The sequence below is a fragment of the Aeromonas sp. R4-3 genome (assembly GCF_040908275.1).
GTDB classification, from domain to species: domain Bacteria; phylum Pseudomonadota; class Gammaproteobacteria; order Enterobacterales; family Aeromonadaceae; genus Aeromonas; species Aeromonas rivipollensis.
In genome coordinates this window covers 374,029-394,695 of sequence record NZ_JBFODK010000029.1, presented here as the reverse complement: position 1 = coordinate 394,695, position 20,667 = coordinate 374,029, and the positions used below count along the sequence as shown (strand labels likewise).

Here is a 20,667-nt window from a genome sequence, read left to right as displayed (position 1 = left end):
TGTAGTGGTCAACTAAAACCGGACACTTGGTTAGGCCGATCCTCGGCTTTTGCTGGCGCGATCCCGTCATTGTGTTGATGTGGACGCCGCCAGTTGTAGTAATCCATCAGGTAATAGCTGATATCCCGCTTCGCCTCCCGCAGGTTCATATATCCCGTTGTCGGGAGCCACTCTGACTTCAGGCTCCTGAACAGCCGCTCCATCGGCGCGTTATCCCAGCAGTTGCCACGCCGACTCATGCTCTGGGTCATGCGATAGCGCCACAGTCGTTGCCGAAATGCCCGACTGCCATATTGGCTGCCCTGGTCGGAGTGAAACAGCACACCGGATGGGCAACCCCGCTGCTGATAGGCCATCTCCAGTGCTTTGATGGCCAGCTCTGCATCAGGCTTGTCAGACATCGCCCAGCCCACGACCCGCCGGGTATGCAGGTCGAGCACTGCGGCCAGGTAATACCAACGACCCGCGGCCCAGACATAGGTGATATCGCCACACCACACCTGATTGGGTTGCTGGACATCAAATTCACGGGCCAGCAGATTGGGAATATCCGGTCGCTCAGACCGGGCGACCTGATAGCGATGAGCGCCCGGTTGCTTGGATACCAGACCGGCTTCTTTCATCAGACTGCGCACTTTGAATCGGCCAATCTGATGCCCCAGCTCTCGCATCATCGACATCAAGGCGCGGCTGCCCGCTGAGTTCCGGCTTTCTTTGAACAAACGGCGCAACTCGCTGCGTTGCTGCATCCGCTCACGGTTAATCGTCCGCTTGCGGGCCAGATAGTCGTAAAAACAGGATGTTGGAACATCGAAAGCGCAGCAGAGCAGAGTGATGGGGGCTTGCTCTCTTAATCGGTCTATCAGCGCGTACGAGTGAACTCGTCCGTCATCAAGAGAGCCGTAGCCTTTTTTAGAATGTCCTTTTCGCGCTCGAGCCGGTTGATGCGGGCTTCCAGCTCCTGGATTTTCTGCTGCTCCGGGGTCAGCGCTTTGCCGATAGGGGTGGTGCCGGTTCGTTCAGATTGAAGCTGCTGAACCCATCGGCGAAGTATGGTTTCACCGACATCCAGTGAACGGCTGGCTTCGGGGACAGAGTATCCCTGGTCGAGCACCAGGGATGCGGCTTCGAGTTTGAATTCAGCAGTAAATGAGCGACGTAATCTTGTCATTGAACACCTCAAGTCATGGTGGCGACTGTACCACCTAAAACGGTGTCCGGGATGATTAGACCACTACAGTCACTGACTTTTTCCATCAACTCTCTGACTTCAGGTGAGGTTGGGTTACCCACAACTTTAGTCTCTTGCTGATGGGTAACTTTGCCATCAGCTGATATTGTAGTCGTCTCTTTGTAGCTGACTGTGGCCTGGTTGTTTGTTGTCATAATCAATTCCTTATATGGTTCGTTTTTCAACCAGATAAAAGTGGTTCATCAAGCGATGAGATCTATACCTCAAATCAGTCGTACTCTACAAATTTGAGGCATCCTAGTTTCATAACCTGAATTGCGTGATTGGATAGCCCATCTGCCCCTGCTGGTTGAATCCCCGCCGCCCCAGCGTTAGTATTGCTCAAAGATGGCCAGAGTCCCCGTGACCCTGGCCTTTTTCATTTCTGGCCCGCCTCGTGCGGGCTTTGTCGTTTCTGGAGGGGCGATGCATGGGGAAAGAAGAAGATCTCGCGACGGCTGCGGCTGCTGCGGGGGTGGCAAAGAGCGCGCCGCCAGTAGTGGTGTCCGGCATGACGCTGGCCGGGTACTCGCTCAATGACTGGGTGCTGGCCGCCACGCTGATGTGGATAGCGGTTCAGATGGGCTGGTTCATCTGGTTGAACATCATCAAGCCGCGTCGCCAGCAGGGAGGTGCAAAATGAACAAGGTCCGCATTGCCATTGCCGCGCTCAGCCTGAGCGCTGCGGGCTTTGTGGGGCTCCTGAACCGGGAGGGGTTTGAGCCGACGGCTTACCCCGACCCGGTACACGGTGCCAAGCTCCCCACTATCGGCTTTGGGAGCACCGAAGGGGTCAAGATGGGTGACACCATCACGCCCGTCGCCGCGGTGAACAGGAGCCTTCGGGAGGTGCGAGTGTTCGAGGATGCCCTCAAGGCCTGCATCAAGGTGCCACTACACCAGTATGAGTTCGACGCCTATGTCGAGCTCTCCCACAACATCGGCCCCGGCGCCTTCTGCCGCTCCACCATCGTGACGCGCCTGAGCGCTGGCGACTACCCCGGGGCCTGCGAGGCGATCCTGCTGTTCAAGCGTGCCGGCAACCAGGACTGCTCGGCGCCAGGGAACCGGGTCTGCCCCGGGCTCTGGAAGGACCGGCTGCGCCTCAACGCTAAATGCAAGGGGGCATGATGGGAGTGACTCCTCAGAGCAAGGTGTTGCCGTTCCTGGCCGGAGCCCTGGTGATAGCTGTGCTGGCCGGTGGTGGTGTGGCGCTCTATCGCTCCGGACATGCTGCTGGGGAGGAGGGGGAGCGCAAGACCTGGCAGGCAAAGTGGGATGAAGAGGCTGCCCGCCTCGCCACAGCCAGGACCAGGGCCGAGCAGGAGGCCCGGGAGGAAGAACAGCGCCGCCAGGCTGAAATCGATGAGGTGAGAGACCATGCACAAGAAGAAATCGCCCAAGCGCAGGCTGATGCCGTTGCTGCTGGCCTTGAGTCTGGCCGGCTGCGCGAGCAAGCCCGCCGCCTGGCAGCCCGAACAAGTCAGTGCGCCAGCGGTTCCAGCGCTCCCCAAGGAGGCCAGGCAGCAGAACAACCTGCCATGGTGCTCGCCGACCTGCTCAGCCGGGCTGACGAAAGAGCGGGTGAGCTGGCAGCAGCGTATGACCGAGCTCGAACGTCAGGACTAGCCTGCGAGCGGGCCTATGACTCTCTGCGCACCGTGACCATGAAACCCCGCCAGTAACGGCGGGGTTTGTCTTTCTGGGGAAGGGGAGAAGGTGATGCAGTTGAACTGGAGCAGTGAAGTGGAAAGCGGTATCGATGTGACTGGGGTCATCACCTGCGTTGAGCACTACGATGGAGCCGAGGCGGTGGTTGTCCTTTCCTCCGGTGTTTCTGTGGTGGTGGCTGCAGCCCACAAGCCGGTACCCGGCGATACCATCGTTGAAGGCGAGCTATCTCTCTAAATGGCAAAGACCGACTGGGCACAGCTCAATGCAGAGTTCCTGCAAGAGCATGACGCGACCGGCATCAGTGCGAAAGACTGGTGTGACAGCCGCGGCCTGAACTACAACTCGGCGCGTCGCTATTTGAAATCTCGGGGGCAATCCTCTGCGCAACCTGACAAATTTCGCGTAGCTGCGCAATCTGCGCATTCCGAAGTGCGCAAAACTGCGCAATCTGCGCAAAGTGCGCAAGCCAAAGGGAATGAGGCCAAGGCCAAAGGGGGAGAGCGAAGAGGGGAGAGGTCATCCTCATCTACACAATCCCAGCCCGAGCCTGACCAGACCTCGAAAAACAAAGGGCGTGATGGCGCTGGCCGCTTCGTCCGTGGCGAGTATGAGGGCAACCCTAACCCGCCAGCCAACATCAAGCCCGGCATGCAGATAGCCAAGACCCACGGCGGTTATGCCAAATTCCTCGATGCCGAGGAGCTGTTCGACCAGGCCCGCGAGTTGCAACTGCGCGACGAGCTGGACTTCACCCGGGCTCGCGTCATCTCCGTCACCCAACTGCTCAAGGGACTGCAGCAGGACCTGGTTAACGCCACCGAGATGACCGACCGGATCGCGCTCTATGACAAGATCCTGAAAGCCGAGCAGGCCCTCGACCGCAACATCCAGCGGATTGAGTCCATCGAGCGGACCCTGAGCGCCCTGCGCATCGACGAGGTGAGCGTGCCGAAGATTGAGGAGGATACTCGCCGCATCCGGGCTGCTGCCCGCAAACTGACCGCCGAAGCAGATCGCCTCGAGAAGGATGGCGGCAGTGAGTCCACGCCGGTCAGTGAGATGGTGACTGAGTTGCAGGGCATGGGGACCGGGGGGCTGATGTCGTGAGTGACGCCATCGATACCTCCGCCATGACTGAGCAGGCGCAGATGGCCTACATCCGCTCGAAGCTCAGCGATAAGTGGTGGCGGATGAACAACCTCTACATGATCGAGAACGAGCAGGGCAAGCTGGTGCGCTTCCGGCTGCGCCCGGCGCAGGAGCTGCTGTTCCGGACCATGTGGTACCTGAACATCATCCTCAAGGCGCGTCAGCTCGGATTCTCCACGGCCATCGACATCTATCTGCTGGACGAGGCGCTGTTCAACAAGAACCTCAAGTGCGGGATCATCGCCCAGGACCTGACGGCCGCCGGCGAGATCTACCGCACCAAGATCGAAGTGCCCTTTGATAACCTGCCGGGCTGGCTCAAGGCCCAGTTCAAGGTGGTGACCCGGCGCGGCGGGGCGAATGGCGGCCACATCCTGTTCCGGCACGGCTCCAGCATCCAGGTGGCCACCTCATTCCGCTCCGGTACAGTCCAGCGCCTGCATGTCTCCGAGCACGGGAAGATCTGCGCCAAGTACCCGGAGAAGGCCAAGGAGGTGCGCACCGGTACCCTCAACGCCATTCACCCTGGGGCGATCGCCTTTATCGAGAGCACAGCGGAAGGGGTGGGCGGCGACTTTCACAGCATGAGCATGAAGTCTCTGGAGCTAGCGCGAGCCTCTGGTGAGCTGACCCAGCTGGATTGGAAGTTCCACTTCTTCGCCTGGTGGCAGGATCCCAAGTATCGCGCCGACGTCCCCGCTTCCGGTGTGGTGATGAGCAAGGCCCAAGCGGAATACTTCGCCGCGGTGGAGAAGGCGATGAGCTGTACCATCAGCGACGAGCAGCGGCAGTGGTACGTGCTGAAAGAGGGCACGCAGCGTGGGGAGATGAAGCAGGAGTATCCCAGCACGCCGCTGGAAGCCTTCCTGACCTCTGGGCGCCGGGTGTTCGACCCCATCGCCACGATGGAGGCAGAGGGCGATTGCATGGCCCCGCTCATCGTCTATGACATCGACCCGGTCACCGGCAGGCGCGAGAAGGCCCGCAAACCGGAGAAGCTGGACGAGCAGGGACAGCGCTCGCTCGAGAACATGCTGCTGGTCTGGGAGCTGCCAGATCCCGACGAGGATTACGCCATCGGCGCCGATGTGGCGGAAGGACTGGAACACGGCGACCGCTCAAGCCTCGATGTGACAGCCAAGAGCGACGGCCGGCAGGTGGCCCACTGGTTTGGGCATCTCGACCCGGGGCTGTTTGCCCAACTGCTTGCCCACGTTGGCAGGTTCTACGGCACCGCAGAGCATGGCCCGGCCTACATCGGCCCAGAGCGCAACAACCACGGTCATGCTGTGCTGCTCAAGCTCCGTGAGATCTACCCGACCCGGCGCATCTACACCCAGGAGCACATCGACCGGGACCGCGACGACGAGACGCCACGCCTCGGCTGGCTCACCACCCGGCAGTCCAAGCCGATCCTGGTTGATGGCCTCAAGGCCCTGCTGCGTGCAGGACAGTCCGGGATCCGCTGGATCGGTACCATTTCCGAAGCCACCACCTACGTCTACGACAAGAGCGGCAGCATGAACGCCCAGGACGGCTGCTACGACGACCAGCTCATGAGCTACATGATTGCCCAAGAGATGCGTGCCCGGATGCCGGCTCGCATCGTCAAACCTGAATCCTCCCGCAAACCCAAGCACTGGATGGCCAACTGATGATCAACGCCCAACCCAAGGCCCCTGAAAAAGGCGGCCTCGATACCCCGCGCCTGCTCAAACTGATGAGCGATATCAATGGCCAGCCGGACTGGCGAAGCCTTGCCAATCGAGCCTGCGCTTACTACGACAACGACCAGCTGCCACCTGCAGTGAAAAAGGCACTCGATGAGCGCGGACAGCCCATCACTATCCACAACCTCATCGCCCCGACTATCGACGGCGTGCTGGGGATGGAGGCCAAGAGTCGTACCGACCTGATGGTGATCGCCGATGACCACGACGACGAGCTGGAGCAGCTGGCGGAGGCCGTCAACGCTGAATATGCAGATATGTGCCGCCTGGGTGGACTGGACCGCGCCCGGGGCGAGGCGTATGGCGGCCAGATCAAGACCGGTGTGGGCTGGGTTGAAGTATGCCGCCGCGATGACCCGTTCGGCCCGCGCTACAAGTTCAGTAATGTCCACCGCGACGAGGTCTATTGGGACTGGTACAGCAGGGAGCCGGACCTGAGCGACTGCCGCTGGTTGATGCGCCGGCGCTGGGTCGATCTGGATGAGGCCAAGACCATGTTCCCGAGCAAGGCTCAGGCGCTGCAGTGGGGCGTCAACGACTGGGATGGGATGGTAAGCCTGACCGCCATCGAGGGGATGGATCCCAACCTGGTCAGCGCCTATGACGAGTGGAGCCAGTTCAGCGGCAAGGAGATAGAGTGGTGCAGCCGGGAGCGGGATCGGGTGCTGCTGCAAGTGGTCTACTACCGCACCTACACCATGCGGCAGGTGCTGATGCTCGACTCCGGACGGGCGTTGGAATACGACAAGACCAATCAACTGCATCTCGCTGCTGTGGCCATGGGGCGCGCCAAACTGGAGCGCTGCCCTGTGGCCGTGATCCGGGAATCCTGGTTCGTCGGCCCCCATCATCTGGTCGATCGCCCCTGCACCGCCCCGCACAATATGTATCCGCTGGTGCCGTTCTGGGGGTACCGGAAAGACCGTACCGGCGAGCCATACGGCCTGATTGCTCGGGCCATGCCGGCGCAGGACGAGGTGAACCTGCGGCGCATCAAGCTGACCTTCCTGCTGCAGGCCAAGCGCGTCATCATGGACAAGGACGCCACCAACATGAGCCGGGATCAGGTGTTGGAGCAAGTCGAGCGCCCGGATGGCTATATCGAGCTCAACCCTGACCGCGCCAACAAGACCAGTGTGGCCGATGCCTTCAAGGTGGAGCAGGACTTCAACGTGGCGGCCCAGCAGTTCCAGGTGATGCAGGACTCGGTGAAACTGATCCAGGACACCATGGGGGTGTATGCCGCCTTCCTGGGGCAGGGCTCCACCGGTCAGTCAGGCGTGGCCATCAGCAACCTGGTGGAGCAGGGGGCAACCACACTTTCCGAGATCAACGACAACTACCGGATGGGCTGCCAGCAAGTGGGGCAGTTGGCGCTGGCCTACCTGCTGGAAGACATGGCCGGCAAGCGCAACTACAAGGTGACCGTGAACCGGGATGACCCCCGCCGCCGCAAGGCCGTGGTGGTCAATGTGGAGCAGGAGGGCGGCAAGCTCACCAACGATGTGACCCGGCTGCGGGCTCATATCGCGCTGGCGCCTATCCAACAGACCGCCGCCTATAAGCAGCAGTTGGCTGAGCGGATGACTCAGGCCATGTCGCAACTTCCGCCAGAGGCGGCAGGTGCCTGCTTTGACCTGCTGGTCGAGCTGATGGATGTACCGCGTAAGGCTGAGTTCGTGGAGCGGATCCGCAATGCCCTGAACATCCCGAAAGACCCGGACGAGATGAGCGATGAGGAGCGCGCCGCTGCCGAGCAACAGGCTCAGCAGGCCCAGATGCAGCAGGAGCTGGCCATGCGCGAGATGCAGGCCAAGTTGGCAGAACTGGAAGGCAAAGCCGCCAAGTGGCAGGCAGAGGCTCAGCGCATCGCCAAGCTGACCGACTCCATCCGGTTTGAGGATGCTCTCAAGCAGGCCCAGACTGGCAAGACACTTCAGGAGATGGAGCGCCTTGCTGCCGAGCAGCAGAGCATCCAGGGGGAGCAGGCCGTGCTGCAGGCGCAGTTGCTGGAGAGCATCCAGCAGCAGATCGACGCCATCGCGCTCTGATAGTTGCTTTCCTGACCTGCCAGCGTTACGATTTCCCCAACATGGCCCAGTCTCTCGAGATTGGGTCTTTTTCTTTGATTGAGTTGACAGTCAGTAGCGTAACGGACTCTCTTTGCGTATGATTTGCGATGAGTCTTATGACTCCCGTACTTGTTTTAAGCCCGCCCCACGCGGGCTTTTTTTATGGACCAGCCTCGAGCTGGTTTTTTTGTGCCCAGCTCCGGCCGGGGAGGGCTTTCACCGAGAGCCTTCCCCCGCTTGGGCAGCGATACCACCCACTGAAAACCCACGAGGACAACCATGGATACGAACATCGACAACCTGACCGGCACTGAGAGCCTGGACGAACTGGAAGCCATGCTGGAGGCGATCGAGCGTGAGCCCGATACCGAGCTGGATGATGGCACTGCTACCGAGCAAACGGACGTAGACCCCGCGCCGTCGGCGGGTGAGGTGGCAGCCGGTAACGAACAAGCCAACACCGAGCAGGGTGGTGAAGGGGCCACGGAGCCTGAGAAGGTGATCCTGGCCAAGAGCGGTCAACACACCATCCCGTATGAAGTGCTGGAGCAGTCGCGCAATGAGGTCAAGGTACTGCGTGAGCAGTTGGCCGCATCGCAGCAAGCCCAGGCCGAACGGGACAAGCTGCAGGCGCTGATGGAGAGGCACGGGATCAACCCCGACGTTGACCCGGACGACATCAGCCAGGAAGAGCTGGCGCAACTGGCGCAGGACTACCCGGATCTTGGCAAATCCATCGCGGCCATTGCGAGCAAGCTCCAAAGGCTGGAGCAGCAGGCAGCACCGCAGCAGGTTACCCCCGCCACCAATCCGGTACAGGCCGCACTGCAGGCGGTACCTGACCTGATGAACTGGCGGGAGAAGGACCAGGACCGCTTCGACTTCGCCATCATCGTCGATGAAAAGCTCCAGGCTGATCCCGCGTGGCAAGGCAAGTCGCTGGATGAGCGATTTGCAGAGGCAGCGCGCCGCACCAAGCTGGCCTTTGGTGACGAGGTCATCCCTCCCGCCAAGGCCCCCAGCAAGGAGACGGAGAAATCTACCGACTTTATCCCGTCCAGCCCCTCGGCTCTCGGCCAGACCCATCATGCAGCCCCCACTGGTGTGGAGCGCTTTGGCGCCATGTCTCAGGCCGAGCTTATCGGCGAGATGGGCACCATGACGGACGCCCAAATGGAGGCGCTGCTGGAGCAGGCCGGGTACTAACCAACAACCCGTTTATGCAAGCCAACCCCGACCACTGTGTCGGGGTTTTTGTTTTCATGTAGGAGAGGACCATGACCCAAGTCACCTCGGCGCAAGCCAACAAGATATTGCAGGCCGCCCTGTTTACGGCGGCCAACCGTTCCCACTCGCTGGTGAACATGCTGACCGAAGAGGCCCCCAAGGGTGCCAAGGTCAACGGCGGCAAGCAGACCAGTGCAGGTGCCCCTGTGGTGCGTATCACTGACCTGACCAAGCAGCGTGGCGATGCTGTCGAAATGCAGCTGTTCCACCAACTGTCCGGCCGCCCGACCATGGGCGACAAGAAGCTGGACGGCCGCTTGGAGTCGCTGTCCTTCGCTGACTTCTCGCTGAAGATCAACCAGACCCGCCATGGCGTGGATGCTGGCGGCAAGATGACCCAATCCCGCACCAAGCATGACCTGATCAAGACGGCGCGCGTGCTGCTGGGTGATGGCTACTACGGTCGCCTGGTTGACCAGCGTGGCTTTGCCCAACTGGCCGGTGCCCGTGGCGATTACTCGGCCACCGATATCATCCTGCCGCTGGCGGATGATCCCGAGTTTGCCGACATCATGATCAACTCGCTGACGGCGCCGACCTACGAGCGCCACTTTTTCGGTGGGGATGCGACCTCCTTCGAAGCCATCGACGCGGCAGATCGCTTCAACCTCGGTTGCGTGGACAACATGTCGCTGTTCCTGTCCGAGATGGCAAACCCTATCCAGCCGATCCGCATGGTGGCCGACCCGTCCGGCGGCGAGCCGCTCTACGTGCTCTACGTTACCCCGCGCCAGTGGCACGACTTCTACACCTCCACCTCAGGCAAGGATTGGCAGGCGATGCTGGCTGCTGCCATGGAGCGCAGTAAGGGCTGGAACCACCCCATCTTCCGGGGTGAAGGGGCGATGTGGCGCGGCATTCTGGTCAAGCCCTACAAGGGCATGCCGATCCGCTTCAACCAGGGCAGCACCGTCAAGGTGTGCGCCGCCAACTCCACGGCCGGGGTAGAAGTGGATAAGGTTGCGGGCACCCTGATCGACCGCGCCGTGCTGCTGGGCGGCCAGGCGCTGGCCAATGCCTTCGGCTCTGGCGAGCAGGGCGGTTCCTTCGGCATGCATGAAGAAAAGACCGACCACGGCAACAGCACCGAGATCTCCATCAACTGGGTCTCCGGCCTGCAGAAGATCCGCTTCAAGCAGCGCAACGGCAACATCCAGGACCATGGCTGCATGGTGCTGGATACCGCGGTGAGTGCCATCGCTCGCTAAGCCGCTGACTCATGGGGCTTCACGGCCCCATTCCCACACTACCTGACCAGACAAGGAGCCATATCATGGCCAAGATTACCCTGCTCGCCCGAGCGTACCGCTGGTTTGTCGGCGCGTTCGGCAACCTCTCTATCTCCCCGACCCTGGTGGCCAAGCTGGCTGCAGTACCCGCTGGCGATGTTGTCGCATACGGCGACAAGGTTGAGCCCAATCTGAAAGTGGTGGGTGTGACGATGTTCAGCACTGCGCTGGGCGCGAGTACCACCATCACCGCCAAGATAGGCGACACCGTCATCATCAACGCCGAAGGCACGGCTACGGCGGTGGCCAAGTACATTCCGGTCGATGACCTGATGACCGGGCCTGACCAGGAGATCAGTCTCACGGTTGGCGGCGGCGCTGCGACGGGCACCGTCAAGCTCAAGCTGCATTACGAGGTAGTCGGCAACCTGTAAGGCTGCCGATCACTGTCCGCCCGGCCCTATGCCGGGCTTTTTCGTTTCTGAATAGGAGTCATCGCCATGAGCGACAAGATTGCCGTGGTTTATATCGGCGACAAGCCGAGCAAGAAAGACACCGTCACCGGCTCCCGCCTGGTGTTCCCGCGCCACACCGCTGTTGATGTGGAAAGCCACATCGCCATGCAGCTGCTGGAGTTCCCCTCTGTCTGGATCCGCCATGAGGCACTGGCTGGCGAACTGGAGCGGCAGGAGACCACTGCCCAGGCTGCCGCCGAAGAGCAGGAGCGCCTCGCCGCCGAGCAGGCCCGCCTGGCGGAAGAGCAGAGCATGGTGGTCGGTGATCGCGATCTGGCCAAGATGACCTCTGCCCAACTGGCCACCCTGGTGGAAGGGGAAGATCTGGATATCGAGCCGCAGGGCCCGCAAGAGAAGGTGCCCGAATACCGGGTGCGCGTGCGTGATGCCCTGAAGGCCAAGCTGGCCGAGCAGGGGGAATAACATGCAGATGGTGTCGCGTGAGCAGTTCCTGCCCACCGTCAGGCTGCACATCACCGGCCCGCTCGAAGTCATGCTGGGTGAGGCCGTCACCGAGGCGGCCATCACGTTCTGCCGGGAGTCAGCGCTGATTACCCTTGACCGACTGCTGCCCAGCGCTTCAGCCGGCAGCCTGGTGGAGGTCTGCAACATCAGCGGGATGACATCGTGCAACGTGCTGCACCTGACCGGTGAGGGAGGTGAGCCATTTGTCAGTGGGCGTGACTACTTCGCCATGTCTGCCAATGAGCTGAGCATCCTGACAGATCTCAGCAATGTGCGGATCTGGTATGTGGCTGCCCCGGTCAAGGGTGCCACCGACCTCCCGGCCCAGCTCTACCACGATCACGCCGATACCATTGCCCATGGCGTCGCTGCCTTGCTCTATGCCCAGCCAGACCGCCCCTGGTCTGACCCTAAGCGTGCAGGGTACCACCGAGCTGAGTTCGTCGAGGGGTGGAGGCGCGCCGGCCGGTTCCGCAAAGAGCACAGTGCCCCGACCCAAGTTGAATTCCACAACCCGCCCCGCAAACACTCTTTTTTCTAAAGGACTCCACACATGGCAACCGTTACCGTTGACTCGATCTTGAAGCGGGTAAACACCCTGCTCAACGATCGCACCTGGGTTCGCTGGCCCAAGCAGGAGCTGCTGGACTACTACAACGATGCTGCCAAAGCGATCGTGTTGATGCGTCCTGACGCCCACACCAAGAACGTGCAGTTCAACTGCGCAGCCGGTACCAAGCAGACTCTGCCAGCAGATGCTTTGCGGCTGATCGAGGTGCTGCGCAACGCCGACGGCAAAGTGATCCGATTCGTGCCGCGCCGCGCCCTCGATGACAGCTACCCCGATTGGCATGCGGGCAAGGATGGCACCAGTGTGGCGGCCTACACCTATGACGATCGGGATCCCAAGAACTTCTATCTCTACCCGGGCCCCGCCGCCACAGTGAAGGTGGATGTGATCTACTCCGTAGCGCCGCAATCCAAGGTGCTGGCTGATGTGGAGAATGCTGGCACGCCGGCACTGGCCGATCTGGATGATATCTACATCAACCCCCTGATCGACTTCATCATGTACCGGGCCTTCTCGAAGGACTCCGAATACAGCGCCAACTCCAATCGGGCGGTCGGCCACTACAACGCCTATCTGCAGCAACTGGGTGAAAAGACCCAGGTTGATACCAACATGGAGCAGCGCAAAACCGAAGGCTTCTCCCGCGTGACCGGGCAGTAAGGGGGCGTCATGGCTGGAGTGTGGAAACGTGACGGAACAGTGGCCGTCACCAATGGTAACAAGAAGGTAACCGGCACCGGAACAACCTTCGCAGACACCAAGAACGGGGTGGCCAAGGGCCACCTTTTTTGTATCACCAGCGGCACCTCGGTAGATTTCTATGAGGTGGATTACGTGGTCTCGAACACCGAGCTCTATCTGGTGCAGGCCTATCGCGGTGTCACTGCCACAGGTAAAGCCTACGAGATCATCACAACTTTTTCGGACTCCGTTCCGGAGTTCGCCCGGCGCCTGACGGCCACTCTGAGCGCCTATCAGCAGCAAAGTGATGCCTTCCAGGCGCTGCTGATGAGCAATGCGGCCACTATCGAGGTAACTGCACCAGATGGTACCAAGCAAACGCTGATCCCCTGGAAGCGCGTGACCAGCGAAGGCGAGGGGCAGGCCACCCGTGCCAAAGCGGAGGCGGACAAGGCGACTGCAGCAGCGGCCTTGGCCGTCAATGCGGTAAGAGAGGCCGCCCTGCCGCTCCCGGATGTCTGGGCCCCGCTATCTGACAGCCTGCGCCTTATCACGGGGTACGGTAGAGAAGTGAAAGTGGTGGATGATGTTGTCGGCCGCTATGTCACACTAGCTCGCGCCACTGCCGGATGGTTCTTCGATAAGAACGGAGCTCTTCGTCAAGCTGCGGTCAATGAGCCGCGATTCGAGATGGAGGGGATTTTAGTCGAAGGCCCCTCTACAAACCTGCATAAGTTTTCCTGGTTTGACGGGACGAATCGTGCAGACCAAGTTCAGTACAACCTTAATTACACCGCCGTGGCAGATCCGGGTTTTAGTTTTACGGTCGGTCGGTTTTCTAGGGATGCCACTGTGGCGACCCATACTTTCGTTAACCGTGGGGTTGCGGCAGCAGCGGGGGCATATTGCGCCTGTGCCTTGGTAAAAGATGCGGGCGCGGGTTCATCAGAGGTCTGGTTAAGGGACCAAATTTCAAATAGTAACTATTCCAGAGTTAACCTAAATTTCCAGACCGGCCAATTTGTCCATGCCATGGGCGGGAACTTTACCCAATGCTCGGGGGGAGCGATTAAAAAGGATAATGGGTGGTGGCTTCTTTGGGCGACGGGCACCATTCCGGCTGACGCAACTCTACAAACCCAAGTTTATGTGAAGAATTCAGCAGCTGAAGCGGGCAGCGATGCTGAAGCGATTCTATGCGCTTTCACACAAATTGAGGCGGCATCATTTCCCTCTTCCTATATCCACACGAACGGTGCAGCCGCAACCCGGGCGGCGGATTTCTGTCAAGTTCAGACGGATCGCAACATCCCTAACAAAGGGTTCACTGTCTCATATCAGCTCAACGTACCGTGGTTGGGGAAGACAGCTCCGAATATTGCCCCGAGAGCATTTTCAATCATTGGTGGCGGAGCTGGCTCTCTCATTGAGAATTCTGTTTATGCGGACGGTGGGTTTGGCGCATTCGGTGGTATCAGTGGCGCATTGGCCAGAGTCAATGCTTTCACAAGCCGTTCTATCGTTGCTTGTGTTGTATCAGACACTGGCTTGAGCGCCTATGCGGGAGGGGTAAAAGCGGTTGGGTCGCAAGGGCTGAATAGACCTTGTGGCCAGACCATATGTCTTGGCGGTCAAATTACGGGATCGACCAGGCACCTTTATGGTCATATCCGCGATTTTAAAATTTGGCACTTGGAAGCAACAGACGCCCAAATTAAGGCGCTGCGATGACCCGCGACTACTGCACTGGGTTTGGCCCCGTCCCCCCTGGTACTAACAGCTGCTGCAAGAAGCACGACAACGACTATGGTGCCAAAGGCAGGGTATCCCGTGCCGAGGCTGACAGGCGCTTGCGCCACTGCATGATTGCCCAGGGCAAGCCGGTGATGGCCTGGTTGTTCTGGGCCGCCTGCCGCGCTGGCGGCTGGTATTTCTGGAAGGACAAGACCCATGACAATGATCGATCTGTACCTCAAGGCCGGCAGCAAGTCGGCGATGACATTGGCCCTCAAGGCGGCGGGCTTTAGCCAGGATCCCGACAGCGGGGCGCTGTATCACCCTGACGCCGCGCTCGATGTGATCGGCACCATCTACCAGCCCACCGGCGAAACCTCCCTGGTCGATGGCCAGGAGGTGCCGGTGATGGCCCCGGTGTCTGGCTACCATGTCAACGTACGCACCACCTCTGATGAGCTGGCTACGGCCCTGGATGCCCAGCGCACCTACCCGGTGACGCCCGTGCGAGTGTGGGCCTGAGTTCGGCGCTTGCCTCCTGACGCGCCCAGCGTTAGGATTTACCCATCATGGCCCTGCTCTCCCGAGTGGGGTTTTTTCGTTTCTGCTTCTCCGAGATCCCCATGCCCGTACTCGATATCGTCACCATGCGAGGGACTATGCCGCGCGTGGAGCCACACCTCTTGTCTGATGAAGTCGCGGTGATTGCGCGTGACTGCCATTTTGACCATGGCGTTATCTCCCCGCTGGAGGATGACGCCAGTGCTGGTGTGGAATTGCCCATCGTGCCTACCACCCTTTTTCACTATGGCCAGCACTGGTTCGCCTGGAACAAGGTGGTGGAGGTTATTCGCTCCCCAATCGCTCAGGACCCGTATGGCCGGGTTTACTACACGGACGGCGAATATCCCAAGGTGACTCATGCCCAGATCGCCACTGGCGGCAGCAACAAGCCGACGGCGTGGTATCGGTTAGGCATTCCAGCCCCTGGTGTTCCGGTCGGGATTGGCGCCATCACTCCGCCTGTTGGTGGAGTGGATGATGATCTGACCGATGACGAAACCCGCTTCTACGTGGATACCTTCGTCACTGCGATGGGGGAGGAAGGCCCCCCTGGCCCGGCCAGTGAAAAGGTGAACATCGGGATCCCGGGATCATCTGTTGCTTTGATGCTCAGCCCGCCGACTACTCAGAACAGCAACATTACCAAGCGTCGGATTTACAGGTCAGTTTCCGGTGGCGGCCTTGCCGATTACCTGTTGGTCGCCGAGCTGCCCATTGCCCAAGCTTTGTTTGTCGATACCCGGGAGGATGGGGAGCTGGGTGCCGTGCTGGAGACTTACGACTACACCATGCCGCCGGATGGCATGCGCGGCATGTGCCAAATGGCTAACGGCATGTGCGCCGGCTTTGCTGGTAACTCCCTCTACCTGTGCGAACCCTACCTTCCCTACGCCTGGCCGGAGAAGTACCGACTGACCACCGAGCACGACATTGTCGCGATCGCCGCCATCGATACCACCTTGGTGATCGGGACCAAGGGATACCCTTATCTGGCCCAGGGCGTGAGCCCGGCATCCGTGACCACCCAGAAGCTGAGCCAACTGCCGCAAGCCTGCATCAGCGGGCGCTCAATGGTCGCCATGGATGGGGTGGTGCTCTATGCCTCCCCGGACGGGCTGGTAGGCATCGGCGCCAACGGTGGGCAGGTAGTGACCGAGCAGATCATCACCCGCAAGCAGTGGCGCACCATGAAGCCTGAAACTATGCGGGCATGGCACCACGAGGGCAAATATGTGGGCATGACTGACACTCACGCATTCATCTTTGACCCGAAAAGTGGCGACTTGCGTGAGCTGACGAACCGGTGGGATGCGGCTGTCTCCGATATGGAGAGCGACTCCCTCTACGTTGCCAAGGGCCGAAGCTTGCAAATGTGGCGGGGCGGGAGCGCCAGCAATGGCCAATTCATCTGGCGGTCGAAGCTCTTCATGGTGCCAGAGGGAACGTCTTTCAATTGCTGCCGGGTGTTGGCTCAGGATGTTGGCTTGGTCGGGATCAAGTTGTTCGTTGACGGGGAGCAGGTGATGGAGCTGTCCCCTGGCAACCTGGTGCCCGGGGCGTTCAGGTTGCCCCCTGTGCGTGGCCGGTTCTGGCAGATAGAGGTCTTCGGTACCTCGGTGGTGAGCCGCATCACTCTCGCGAGTAGCATGGCGGAGATGGTGATCTGATGGCCAAGAAACCCGCATATCGAGCAGGCCGAGACCAGGCGGCTACAGCAGAAAACGTAGAGCTGCTCACTGGGCAGCGTGGCGATCGCCTTGATAAGGCCGTCACGTTCAGGGAGCTGGCGGCGTTGGGGTTGTCTACGCTGCGCCCTGGTGCTGGCGGCGTTTATGTCCCCGGCAAGAACCCAGACCTTTTCCCTCCGGGCCAGATGGAGTTTCCCCACGCCCCGGTCAATGTGATCGCCAATGGCGCATTTCACACGGTCCTGGTGGAGTGGGATCCGCCGCAGTACCGGGGGCATGCTCACGCCGAGATATGGCGAGCTGAGAGTGACAACCAAGCCGAGGCCACCCTGGTGGGGACCTCTTCGGCCAATCTCTTCTCTGACGCCATTGGCAAGGGCGCCGCGTTTTACTACTGGGTGCGCTTCGTCAACGGCAAGGATGACAAGGGTCCCTTCCAGGGTATGCAGGGCGTTAAGGCTGAAACCAGCCGGGATGTGCAGGACATTCTCGACGAACTGCATGGGAAGATAGAGGAGAGCCACCTGGCCCAGGCGCTGCTGGGGCCAATAGAGCAAGTCCCCCAACTGCAGCTGGATATTACGATCCTGAAGCCAAAGGTTGATGAGATCGAGGTCATTCGTCCCAAGGTCGCAGCCATCGAGGACAAGATCCCCAGTATTGAGCAGGAGCTGGCCGGGCTGGATGAACGCCAGAGGGCTGCGCAAGATCTGCTGGATGATGCTCAGCAGCAGTTGGGGATGTCGAGCATTGAGATCGGACTGGTGCAGGATCGCCTGAATGCGAAGCTCGATAAGTACAAGGGGGATTTCGACTCGTTCCGCGATGCGGTGTTTGTCGTCGATCCTGAAAACGGCAGCATCACCATGGATGCCGTCAATGCGGTGCGAGATGAGCTTCACACTTCGATTACTGAAGTGCAGCAAGATCTTGATGCCGTTGCCGGCCAGATCAGCAGCAAGGCAGACAATGTCACCGTTGACGGCCAGGGCTCGCGGATTACAGAGGCAGAGCAGCGCATCAACGGCTTGGACGCCAGCCTGAGCCAAACCGTCACCCGGGGGGAGTTCACAGGCGAACAGCAGCGGGTCACCCAGATCGGGCAAGAGCTTGATGCTACAAAAGGGGAGCTGACTCAGAAAGCGACCAAGCAGGAGGTGGATGCCCAGGGTGTGCGACTTGCCAACGCAGAAAGCAAGCTCACGGTGCACACCGATGAGCTGAGTTCACAGGCACAGCGCCTTGATGGGCTGTCGGCACAAGTCACCCAGGGCGACGAGACTCTTCAGGCCAGCATCACTGAGCTGGCACGGGTCTCGGCGGAAAGCGATCAGGTGACAGCGCAGCGGGTCAGCGGGCTCGAAGTGAGGGCAGGGACTTCCGAAGCCAAGATCCAGGCGCTCGAGGAAATCATCGAAGATGACGGTGGTATCACTGCTGGCCGCCTCGACGTCATCACTGCGGAGCTTGAGCTGCAGCGTGGGCAAGACGATGACAACGCATCTGCTGCGATCGATGGTGCCCTAGCCGTGGATGAGCGCGACCGGGAGACCAGGAAGGCATTCGGTGCCATCCGTACAGAGCAGAGGGTAATCCTGACGGAGCAGCAGGCCCAGGCTCAGCGCACAACAGACATGGAAGTGAAGTTTGAGGCGAAGGATACCGCAACCCAGGCCAGGATCTCGTCGGTTGAGAAGGTGACCTCTGATGCAGATTCGGCACTGGCACAGCGCATTGATAACGTCACAACGGAGTTCAAGGCGGCTGATGCTCAGGCCAATGCCGATATCAGGTCGCTGGCACAGTCGAGTGCCACCGCGGACGAGGCCCTGTCCTTGCGCCAGGACCAGTTGGCTGCGACGTTCTCGAGCACGACGGCAGAGCTTGCTGCAAACATCACTCAGGAGGAGTCGTCCAGGGTCACCGCCGATGAGGCCATTTCGAGGCGAGTGGCCGAAGTTGAGGCGCAGTTCAGCAGCGACCTCGAGGATGCGAATGCGAGGGTTGCGGCCGAGGAGCTGGCTCGGGCAACAAAAGATGAGGCGCTTGCCCAGCAGATCAGCACTGTGGATGCTGCGTTCAAGGCCGCCGATACGGCGCTGTCTGCCTCCCTCTCCGAGTCGAGCAAGGCCCTGGCAGATGCCGACCGAGCGCTTGGTGAGCGGATCAGCACCCTTGATGTGACGGTCGGAGAGAACTCGGCCAGCATCACCGAGCTCCGGCAGGCCGTGGTGAGCAATGAGGAGTCGCTCAGCCAACGCCAAGACAAGATGGAGTCGGAGATCGGTATCGGTGCCATCAGCCAGGTTGAAGGTGCCCTGACCGGGGATGAACGCGACCGGGAGAACCGAAAGGCTCGCGGTGTCATTCTCCAGCAGCAGAGCACGCTGGCGAATCAACAGGAGGCGCAAGCCAGGACTGTTGAGCAACTGACCGCTGAGTTTGATGCTGAGAATGCGGAGATCAGGGCGCAGATCACCAATGAGCAGTTGGTTCGATCAACGGCAGATGAAGCCCTGGCACAGAAGACATCTGTGCTTGAGGCGCAAATCGAGGGGGTGGATCAGTCCCTCTCAGCCAGTATTGCCGAGGTGGCCAGGGTCAGCGCTGATGCTGATGCCGCCATGACCGAGAAGCTGAATCAGCAACAGTCCACAATGCAAACGGCGGATGCTGAGCTTTCTAGTCGCATCAATGAAGAGGCAACCACCCGGGCAGATGCCGTCGAGTCGCTGGCCAGTCAGATCCAGCAGGTAACGGCAAACTATCAGCAGGGAGATCAGCAACTCCAAGGCCAGATCACGGCAGAGTCAGTCGCTCGTGCCGATGCGGTTCAAGCACTTGGCAGTCAGATAAATACAGTGTCTGCCGTTGCGGGCAGCAAGAATAAAACGTTCTTCCAAGCAACGGCCCCCGGGTCTGGGATGGGGACTGGCGACCTGTGGTTTGATACTGCCAGCAATAACCGGCCATACCGTTACAGCGGTACTGCCTGGATATCCACCGACGACCCCCGGATCGCAGCCAATGCAGCAGCCGTGCAGCTCCAGAGCCAGGCAATTGCCGACCTGCAAAGTGGGGCTCAGGCAATGTGGACGGCTAAAGCCAGCGCAGGCCAGATCACCGCCGGGATCGGCCTGGTTGCCAAGTCGGACGGCACCAGCCAGGTGGCAATCTCTGCCAGTCAGGTTTTTGTATTCGACCCGAACAGCTCAACACCGATGGCGCCACTTTTCGCTATCGACAATGGCCAGGCCGTGATTGCAGAGGCCATCATCCGCAAGGCCACCATTCAGATCCTGAACTCTGAGAAGATCACCGCTGATTATGTGAAGGCCGGGGTCAGCATCAGCTCGCCGTTGATCAACGGAGGTCAGATTGACATGGGCAATGCCTTCATGGCTGGCGGTGCTGCTGGTTTTGGTAAGGGTGGGCCATACGGGGGGTGGGGGTGGGGTTGGCACACCATCATCTATGCAGATGGCGGGATCTATACCAACCGACTCCATGCCGAGGGCGGCTACGTCAGAAACATGACTATCGGCAACTGCACGATTGATGAGGATTGTGTGGTGAAGGGGACGATTTACGCCAACAAGATTGTTGGGGATGTTATCTCGGCCAAGACTGTACCGATCGCCGGTGGTAACTATGGTAGTGGCACTCACATCCTGGCTTCCGCGACGGTAGTCGGCAGCCGAACTAAGTCGGCGACGTTGATGGTTACAGGGCTTGGCGTTGTGGCGTATGCGCGGGGAGGGTATGTTCCGGGAGGCAATGATCATGACACTGTTGCTGTGGTTTCAGGGACATTGGATATTCTGAACACCAGTGGCGCGGTTGTGCTGTCCATTCCATTTTCAAGCAGTGGCAGTGGTAGCGGTAATCTAGGCATCAAAAGGGTTCCACTCAGTGTTGCAGGCGGATTCGCGGCCGGTACGGAAGCGGCGACACTGTCAGTCCGAATCAACATATCAGCGTCCTCTGGAGGAGGTGGGGCAGAAGCCTACGTCATCGTGCCGGCGCAGAGCGTTGTGTTCATGCTGGTACCAAATGGCAGCCAATTTTATTGAAGAG

Annotated in this window: 19 protein-coding genes; 17 read left to right on the top strand and 2 right to left on the bottom strand. The window is 60.1% G+C overall.

Annotation, left to right across the window (positions count from 1 at the left end; all coding sequences use genetic code 11):
• Positions 1-8: 8 nt before the first annotated feature.
• Together AB5Y91_RS10480 and AB5Y91_RS10475 are read right to left on the bottom strand one after the other, a co-directional pair.
• Positions 9-1,171 (bottom strand): IS3 family transposase gene (locus AB5Y91_RS10480; RefSeq protein ID WP_158196725.1). Its coding sequence is split into 2 segments (ribosomal slippage): positions 9-916 and positions 916-1,171, totalling 1,164 coding nucleotides; the frame shifts between segments, so codons are not numbered across the junction.
• Between the two features lie 8 nt (positions 1,172-1,179).
• A complete protein-coding gene (locus AB5Y91_RS10475) occupies positions 1,180-1,386 on the bottom strand; it encodes a hypothetical protein (RefSeq protein WP_368169737.1) in 207 nt (68 codons plus the stop codon).
• Between the two features lie 275 nt (positions 1,387-1,661).
• Between AB5Y91_RS10475 and AB5Y91_RS10470 the strand changes: the two genes are divergently transcribed.
• The 17 genes from AB5Y91_RS10470 (at position 1,662) to AB5Y91_RS10390 (ending at position 20,663) form a co-directional block, all read left to right on the top strand.
• Entirely contained in the window at positions 1,662-1,874 is a 213-nt protein-coding gene (locus AB5Y91_RS10470) for a hypothetical protein (RefSeq protein ID WP_368169736.1), read from the top strand.
• Entirely contained in the window at positions 1,871-2,362 is a 492-nt protein-coding gene (locus AB5Y91_RS10465; RefSeq protein ID WP_368169735.1) for a lysozyme, read from the top strand. The genes AB5Y91_RS10470 and AB5Y91_RS10465 overlap by 4 nt, the downstream gene beginning before the upstream one ends.
• Positions 2,362-2,916 (top strand): DUF2514 family protein, encoded by a 555-nt coding sequence (locus tag AB5Y91_RS10460; RefSeq protein WP_368169734.1) that lies wholly within the window; start codon positions 2,362-2,364, stop codon positions 2,914-2,916. Before AB5Y91_RS10465 ends, AB5Y91_RS10460 begins: the two co-directional genes overlap by 1 nt.
• A 37-nt stretch (positions 2,917-2,953) precedes the next feature.
• A complete protein-coding gene (locus AB5Y91_RS10455; RefSeq protein ID WP_106887142.1) occupies positions 2,954-3,139 on the top strand; it encodes a hypothetical protein in 186 nt (61 codons plus the stop codon).
• Complete coding sequence (locus tag AB5Y91_RS10450) at positions 3,140-4,012, top strand: terminase (RefSeq protein ID WP_368169733.1); 873 nt, start codon at positions 3,140-3,142, stop codon at positions 4,010-4,012.
• The gene (locus AB5Y91_RS10445; protein ID WP_235461477.1) at positions 4,009-5,709 is read left to right on the top strand and encodes a terminase; all 1,701 of its coding nucleotides are present in this window, start codon (positions 4,009-4,011) and stop codon (positions 5,707-5,709) included. Before AB5Y91_RS10450 ends, AB5Y91_RS10445 begins: the two co-directional genes overlap by 4 nt.
• Positions 5,709-7,835, top strand: a complete 2,127-nt coding sequence (locus AB5Y91_RS10440) for a portal protein (RefSeq protein WP_368169732.1) — start codon at positions 5,709-5,711, stop codon at positions 7,833-7,835. Before AB5Y91_RS10445 ends, AB5Y91_RS10440 begins: the two co-directional genes overlap by 1 nt.
• A gap of 300 nt (positions 7,836-8,135) precedes the next feature.
• A complete protein-coding gene (locus AB5Y91_RS10435; RefSeq protein WP_368169731.1) occupies positions 8,136-9,062 on the top strand; it encodes a hypothetical protein in 927 nt (308 codons plus the stop codon).
• A gap of 71 nt (positions 9,063-9,133) precedes the next feature.
• Positions 9,134-10,351, top strand: a complete 1,218-nt coding sequence (locus AB5Y91_RS10430; RefSeq protein WP_368169730.1) for a DUF4043 family protein — start codon at positions 9,134-9,136, stop codon at positions 10,349-10,351.
• Positions 10,352-10,416: 65 nt separating this feature from the next.
• Positions 10,417-10,806: a hypothetical protein gene (locus tag AB5Y91_RS10425; protein ID WP_368169729.1), complete on the top strand. Its 390-nt coding sequence runs from the start codon at positions 10,417-10,419 to the stop codon at positions 10,804-10,806.
• Between the two features lie 66 nt (positions 10,807-10,872).
• Positions 10,873-11,310: a hypothetical protein gene (locus tag AB5Y91_RS10420; protein ID WP_368169728.1), complete on the top strand. Its 438-nt coding sequence runs from the start codon at positions 10,873-10,875 to the stop codon at positions 11,308-11,310.
• 1 nt (position 11,311) lies between these two features.
• On the top strand, positions 11,312-11,893 hold the full coding sequence (locus tag AB5Y91_RS10415; protein WP_368169727.1) for a hypothetical protein: 582 nt from the start codon (positions 11,312-11,314) through the stop codon (positions 11,891-11,893).
• Between the two features lie 12 nt (positions 11,894-11,905).
• Positions 11,906-12,583: a DUF6682 family protein gene (locus AB5Y91_RS10410; RefSeq protein WP_368169726.1), complete on the top strand. Its 678-nt coding sequence runs from the start codon at positions 11,906-11,908 to the stop codon at positions 12,581-12,583.
• An 18-nt stretch (positions 12,584-12,601) separates the two neighbouring features.
• A complete protein-coding gene (locus AB5Y91_RS10405) occupies positions 12,602-14,335 on the top strand; it encodes a hypothetical protein (protein WP_368169725.1) in 1,734 nt (577 codons plus the stop codon).
• A 219-nt stretch (positions 14,336-14,554) separates the two neighbouring features.
• Positions 14,555-14,860, top strand: coding sequence for a hypothetical protein (locus tag AB5Y91_RS10400; RefSeq protein WP_368169724.1), 306 nt, complete (start codon positions 14,555-14,557; stop codon positions 14,858-14,860).
• 47 nt (positions 14,861-14,907) lie between these two features.
• Positions 14,908-16,569 carry a hypothetical protein gene (locus tag AB5Y91_RS10395; protein WP_368169723.1) on the top strand — a complete coding sequence of 554 codons (1,662 nt, stop codon included), beginning with the start codon at positions 14,908-14,910 and terminating at the stop codon, positions 16,567-16,569.
• Complete coding sequence (locus AB5Y91_RS10390; RefSeq protein WP_368169722.1) at positions 16,569-20,663, top strand: DUF1983 domain-containing protein; 4,095 nt, start codon at positions 16,569-16,571, stop codon at positions 20,661-20,663. The genes AB5Y91_RS10395 and AB5Y91_RS10390 overlap by 1 nt, the downstream gene beginning before the upstream one ends.
• Positions 20,664-20,667 lie beyond the last annotated feature (4 nt).

What these genes read in the sequence shown, in the direction of transcription:
- AB5Y91_RS10475 (WP_368169737.1), bottom strand. Translation starts at nt 1,386, where the DNA reads ATGACAACAAACAACCAGGCCACAGTCAGCTACAAAGAGACGACTACA.
- AB5Y91_RS10470 (WP_368169736.1), top strand. Translation starts at nt 1,662, where the DNA reads ATGGGGAAAGAAGAAGATCTCGCGACGGCTGCGGCTGCTGCGGGGGTG.
- AB5Y91_RS10465 (WP_368169735.1), top strand. Translation starts at nt 1,871, where the DNA reads ATGAACAAGGTCCGCATTGCCATTGCCGCGCTCAGCCTGAGCGCTGCG.
- AB5Y91_RS10460 (WP_368169734.1), top strand. Translation starts at nt 2,362, where the DNA reads ATGGGAGTGACTCCTCAGAGCAAGGTGTTGCCGTTCCTGGCCGGAGCC.
- AB5Y91_RS10455 (WP_106887142.1), top strand. Translation starts at nt 2,954, where the DNA reads ATGCAGTTGAACTGGAGCAGTGAAGTGGAAAGCGGTATCGATGTGACT.
- AB5Y91_RS10450 (WP_368169733.1), top strand. Translation starts at nt 3,140, where the DNA reads ATGGCAAAGACCGACTGGGCACAGCTCAATGCAGAGTTCCTGCAAGAG.
- AB5Y91_RS10440 (WP_368169732.1), top strand. Translation starts at nt 5,709, where the DNA reads ATGATCAACGCCCAACCCAAGGCCCCTGAAAAAGGCGGCCTCGATACC.
- AB5Y91_RS10435 (WP_368169731.1), top strand. Translation starts at nt 8,136, where the DNA reads ATGGATACGAACATCGACAACCTGACCGGCACTGAGAGCCTGGACGAA.
- AB5Y91_RS10430 (WP_368169730.1), top strand. Translation starts at nt 9,134, where the DNA reads ATGACCCAAGTCACCTCGGCGCAAGCCAACAAGATATTGCAGGCCGCC.
- AB5Y91_RS10425 (WP_368169729.1), top strand. Translation starts at nt 10,417, where the DNA reads ATGGCCAAGATTACCCTGCTCGCCCGAGCGTACCGCTGGTTTGTCGGC.
- AB5Y91_RS10420 (WP_368169728.1), top strand. Translation starts at nt 10,873, where the DNA reads ATGAGCGACAAGATTGCCGTGGTTTATATCGGCGACAAGCCGAGCAAG.
- AB5Y91_RS10415 (WP_368169727.1), top strand. Translation starts at nt 11,312, where the DNA reads ATGCAGATGGTGTCGCGTGAGCAGTTCCTGCCCACCGTCAGGCTGCAC.
- AB5Y91_RS10410 (WP_368169726.1), top strand. Translation starts at nt 11,906, where the DNA reads ATGGCAACCGTTACCGTTGACTCGATCTTGAAGCGGGTAAACACCCTG.
- AB5Y91_RS10400 (WP_368169724.1), top strand. Translation starts at nt 14,555, where the DNA reads ATGACAATGATCGATCTGTACCTCAAGGCCGGCAGCAAGTCGGCGATG.
- AB5Y91_RS10395 (WP_368169723.1), top strand. Translation starts at nt 14,908, where the DNA reads ATGGCCCTGCTCTCCCGAGTGGGGTTTTTTCGTTTCTGCTTCTCCGAG.
- AB5Y91_RS10390 (WP_368169722.1), top strand. Translation starts at nt 16,569, where the DNA reads ATGGCCAAGAAACCCGCATATCGAGCAGGCCGAGACCAGGCGGCTACA.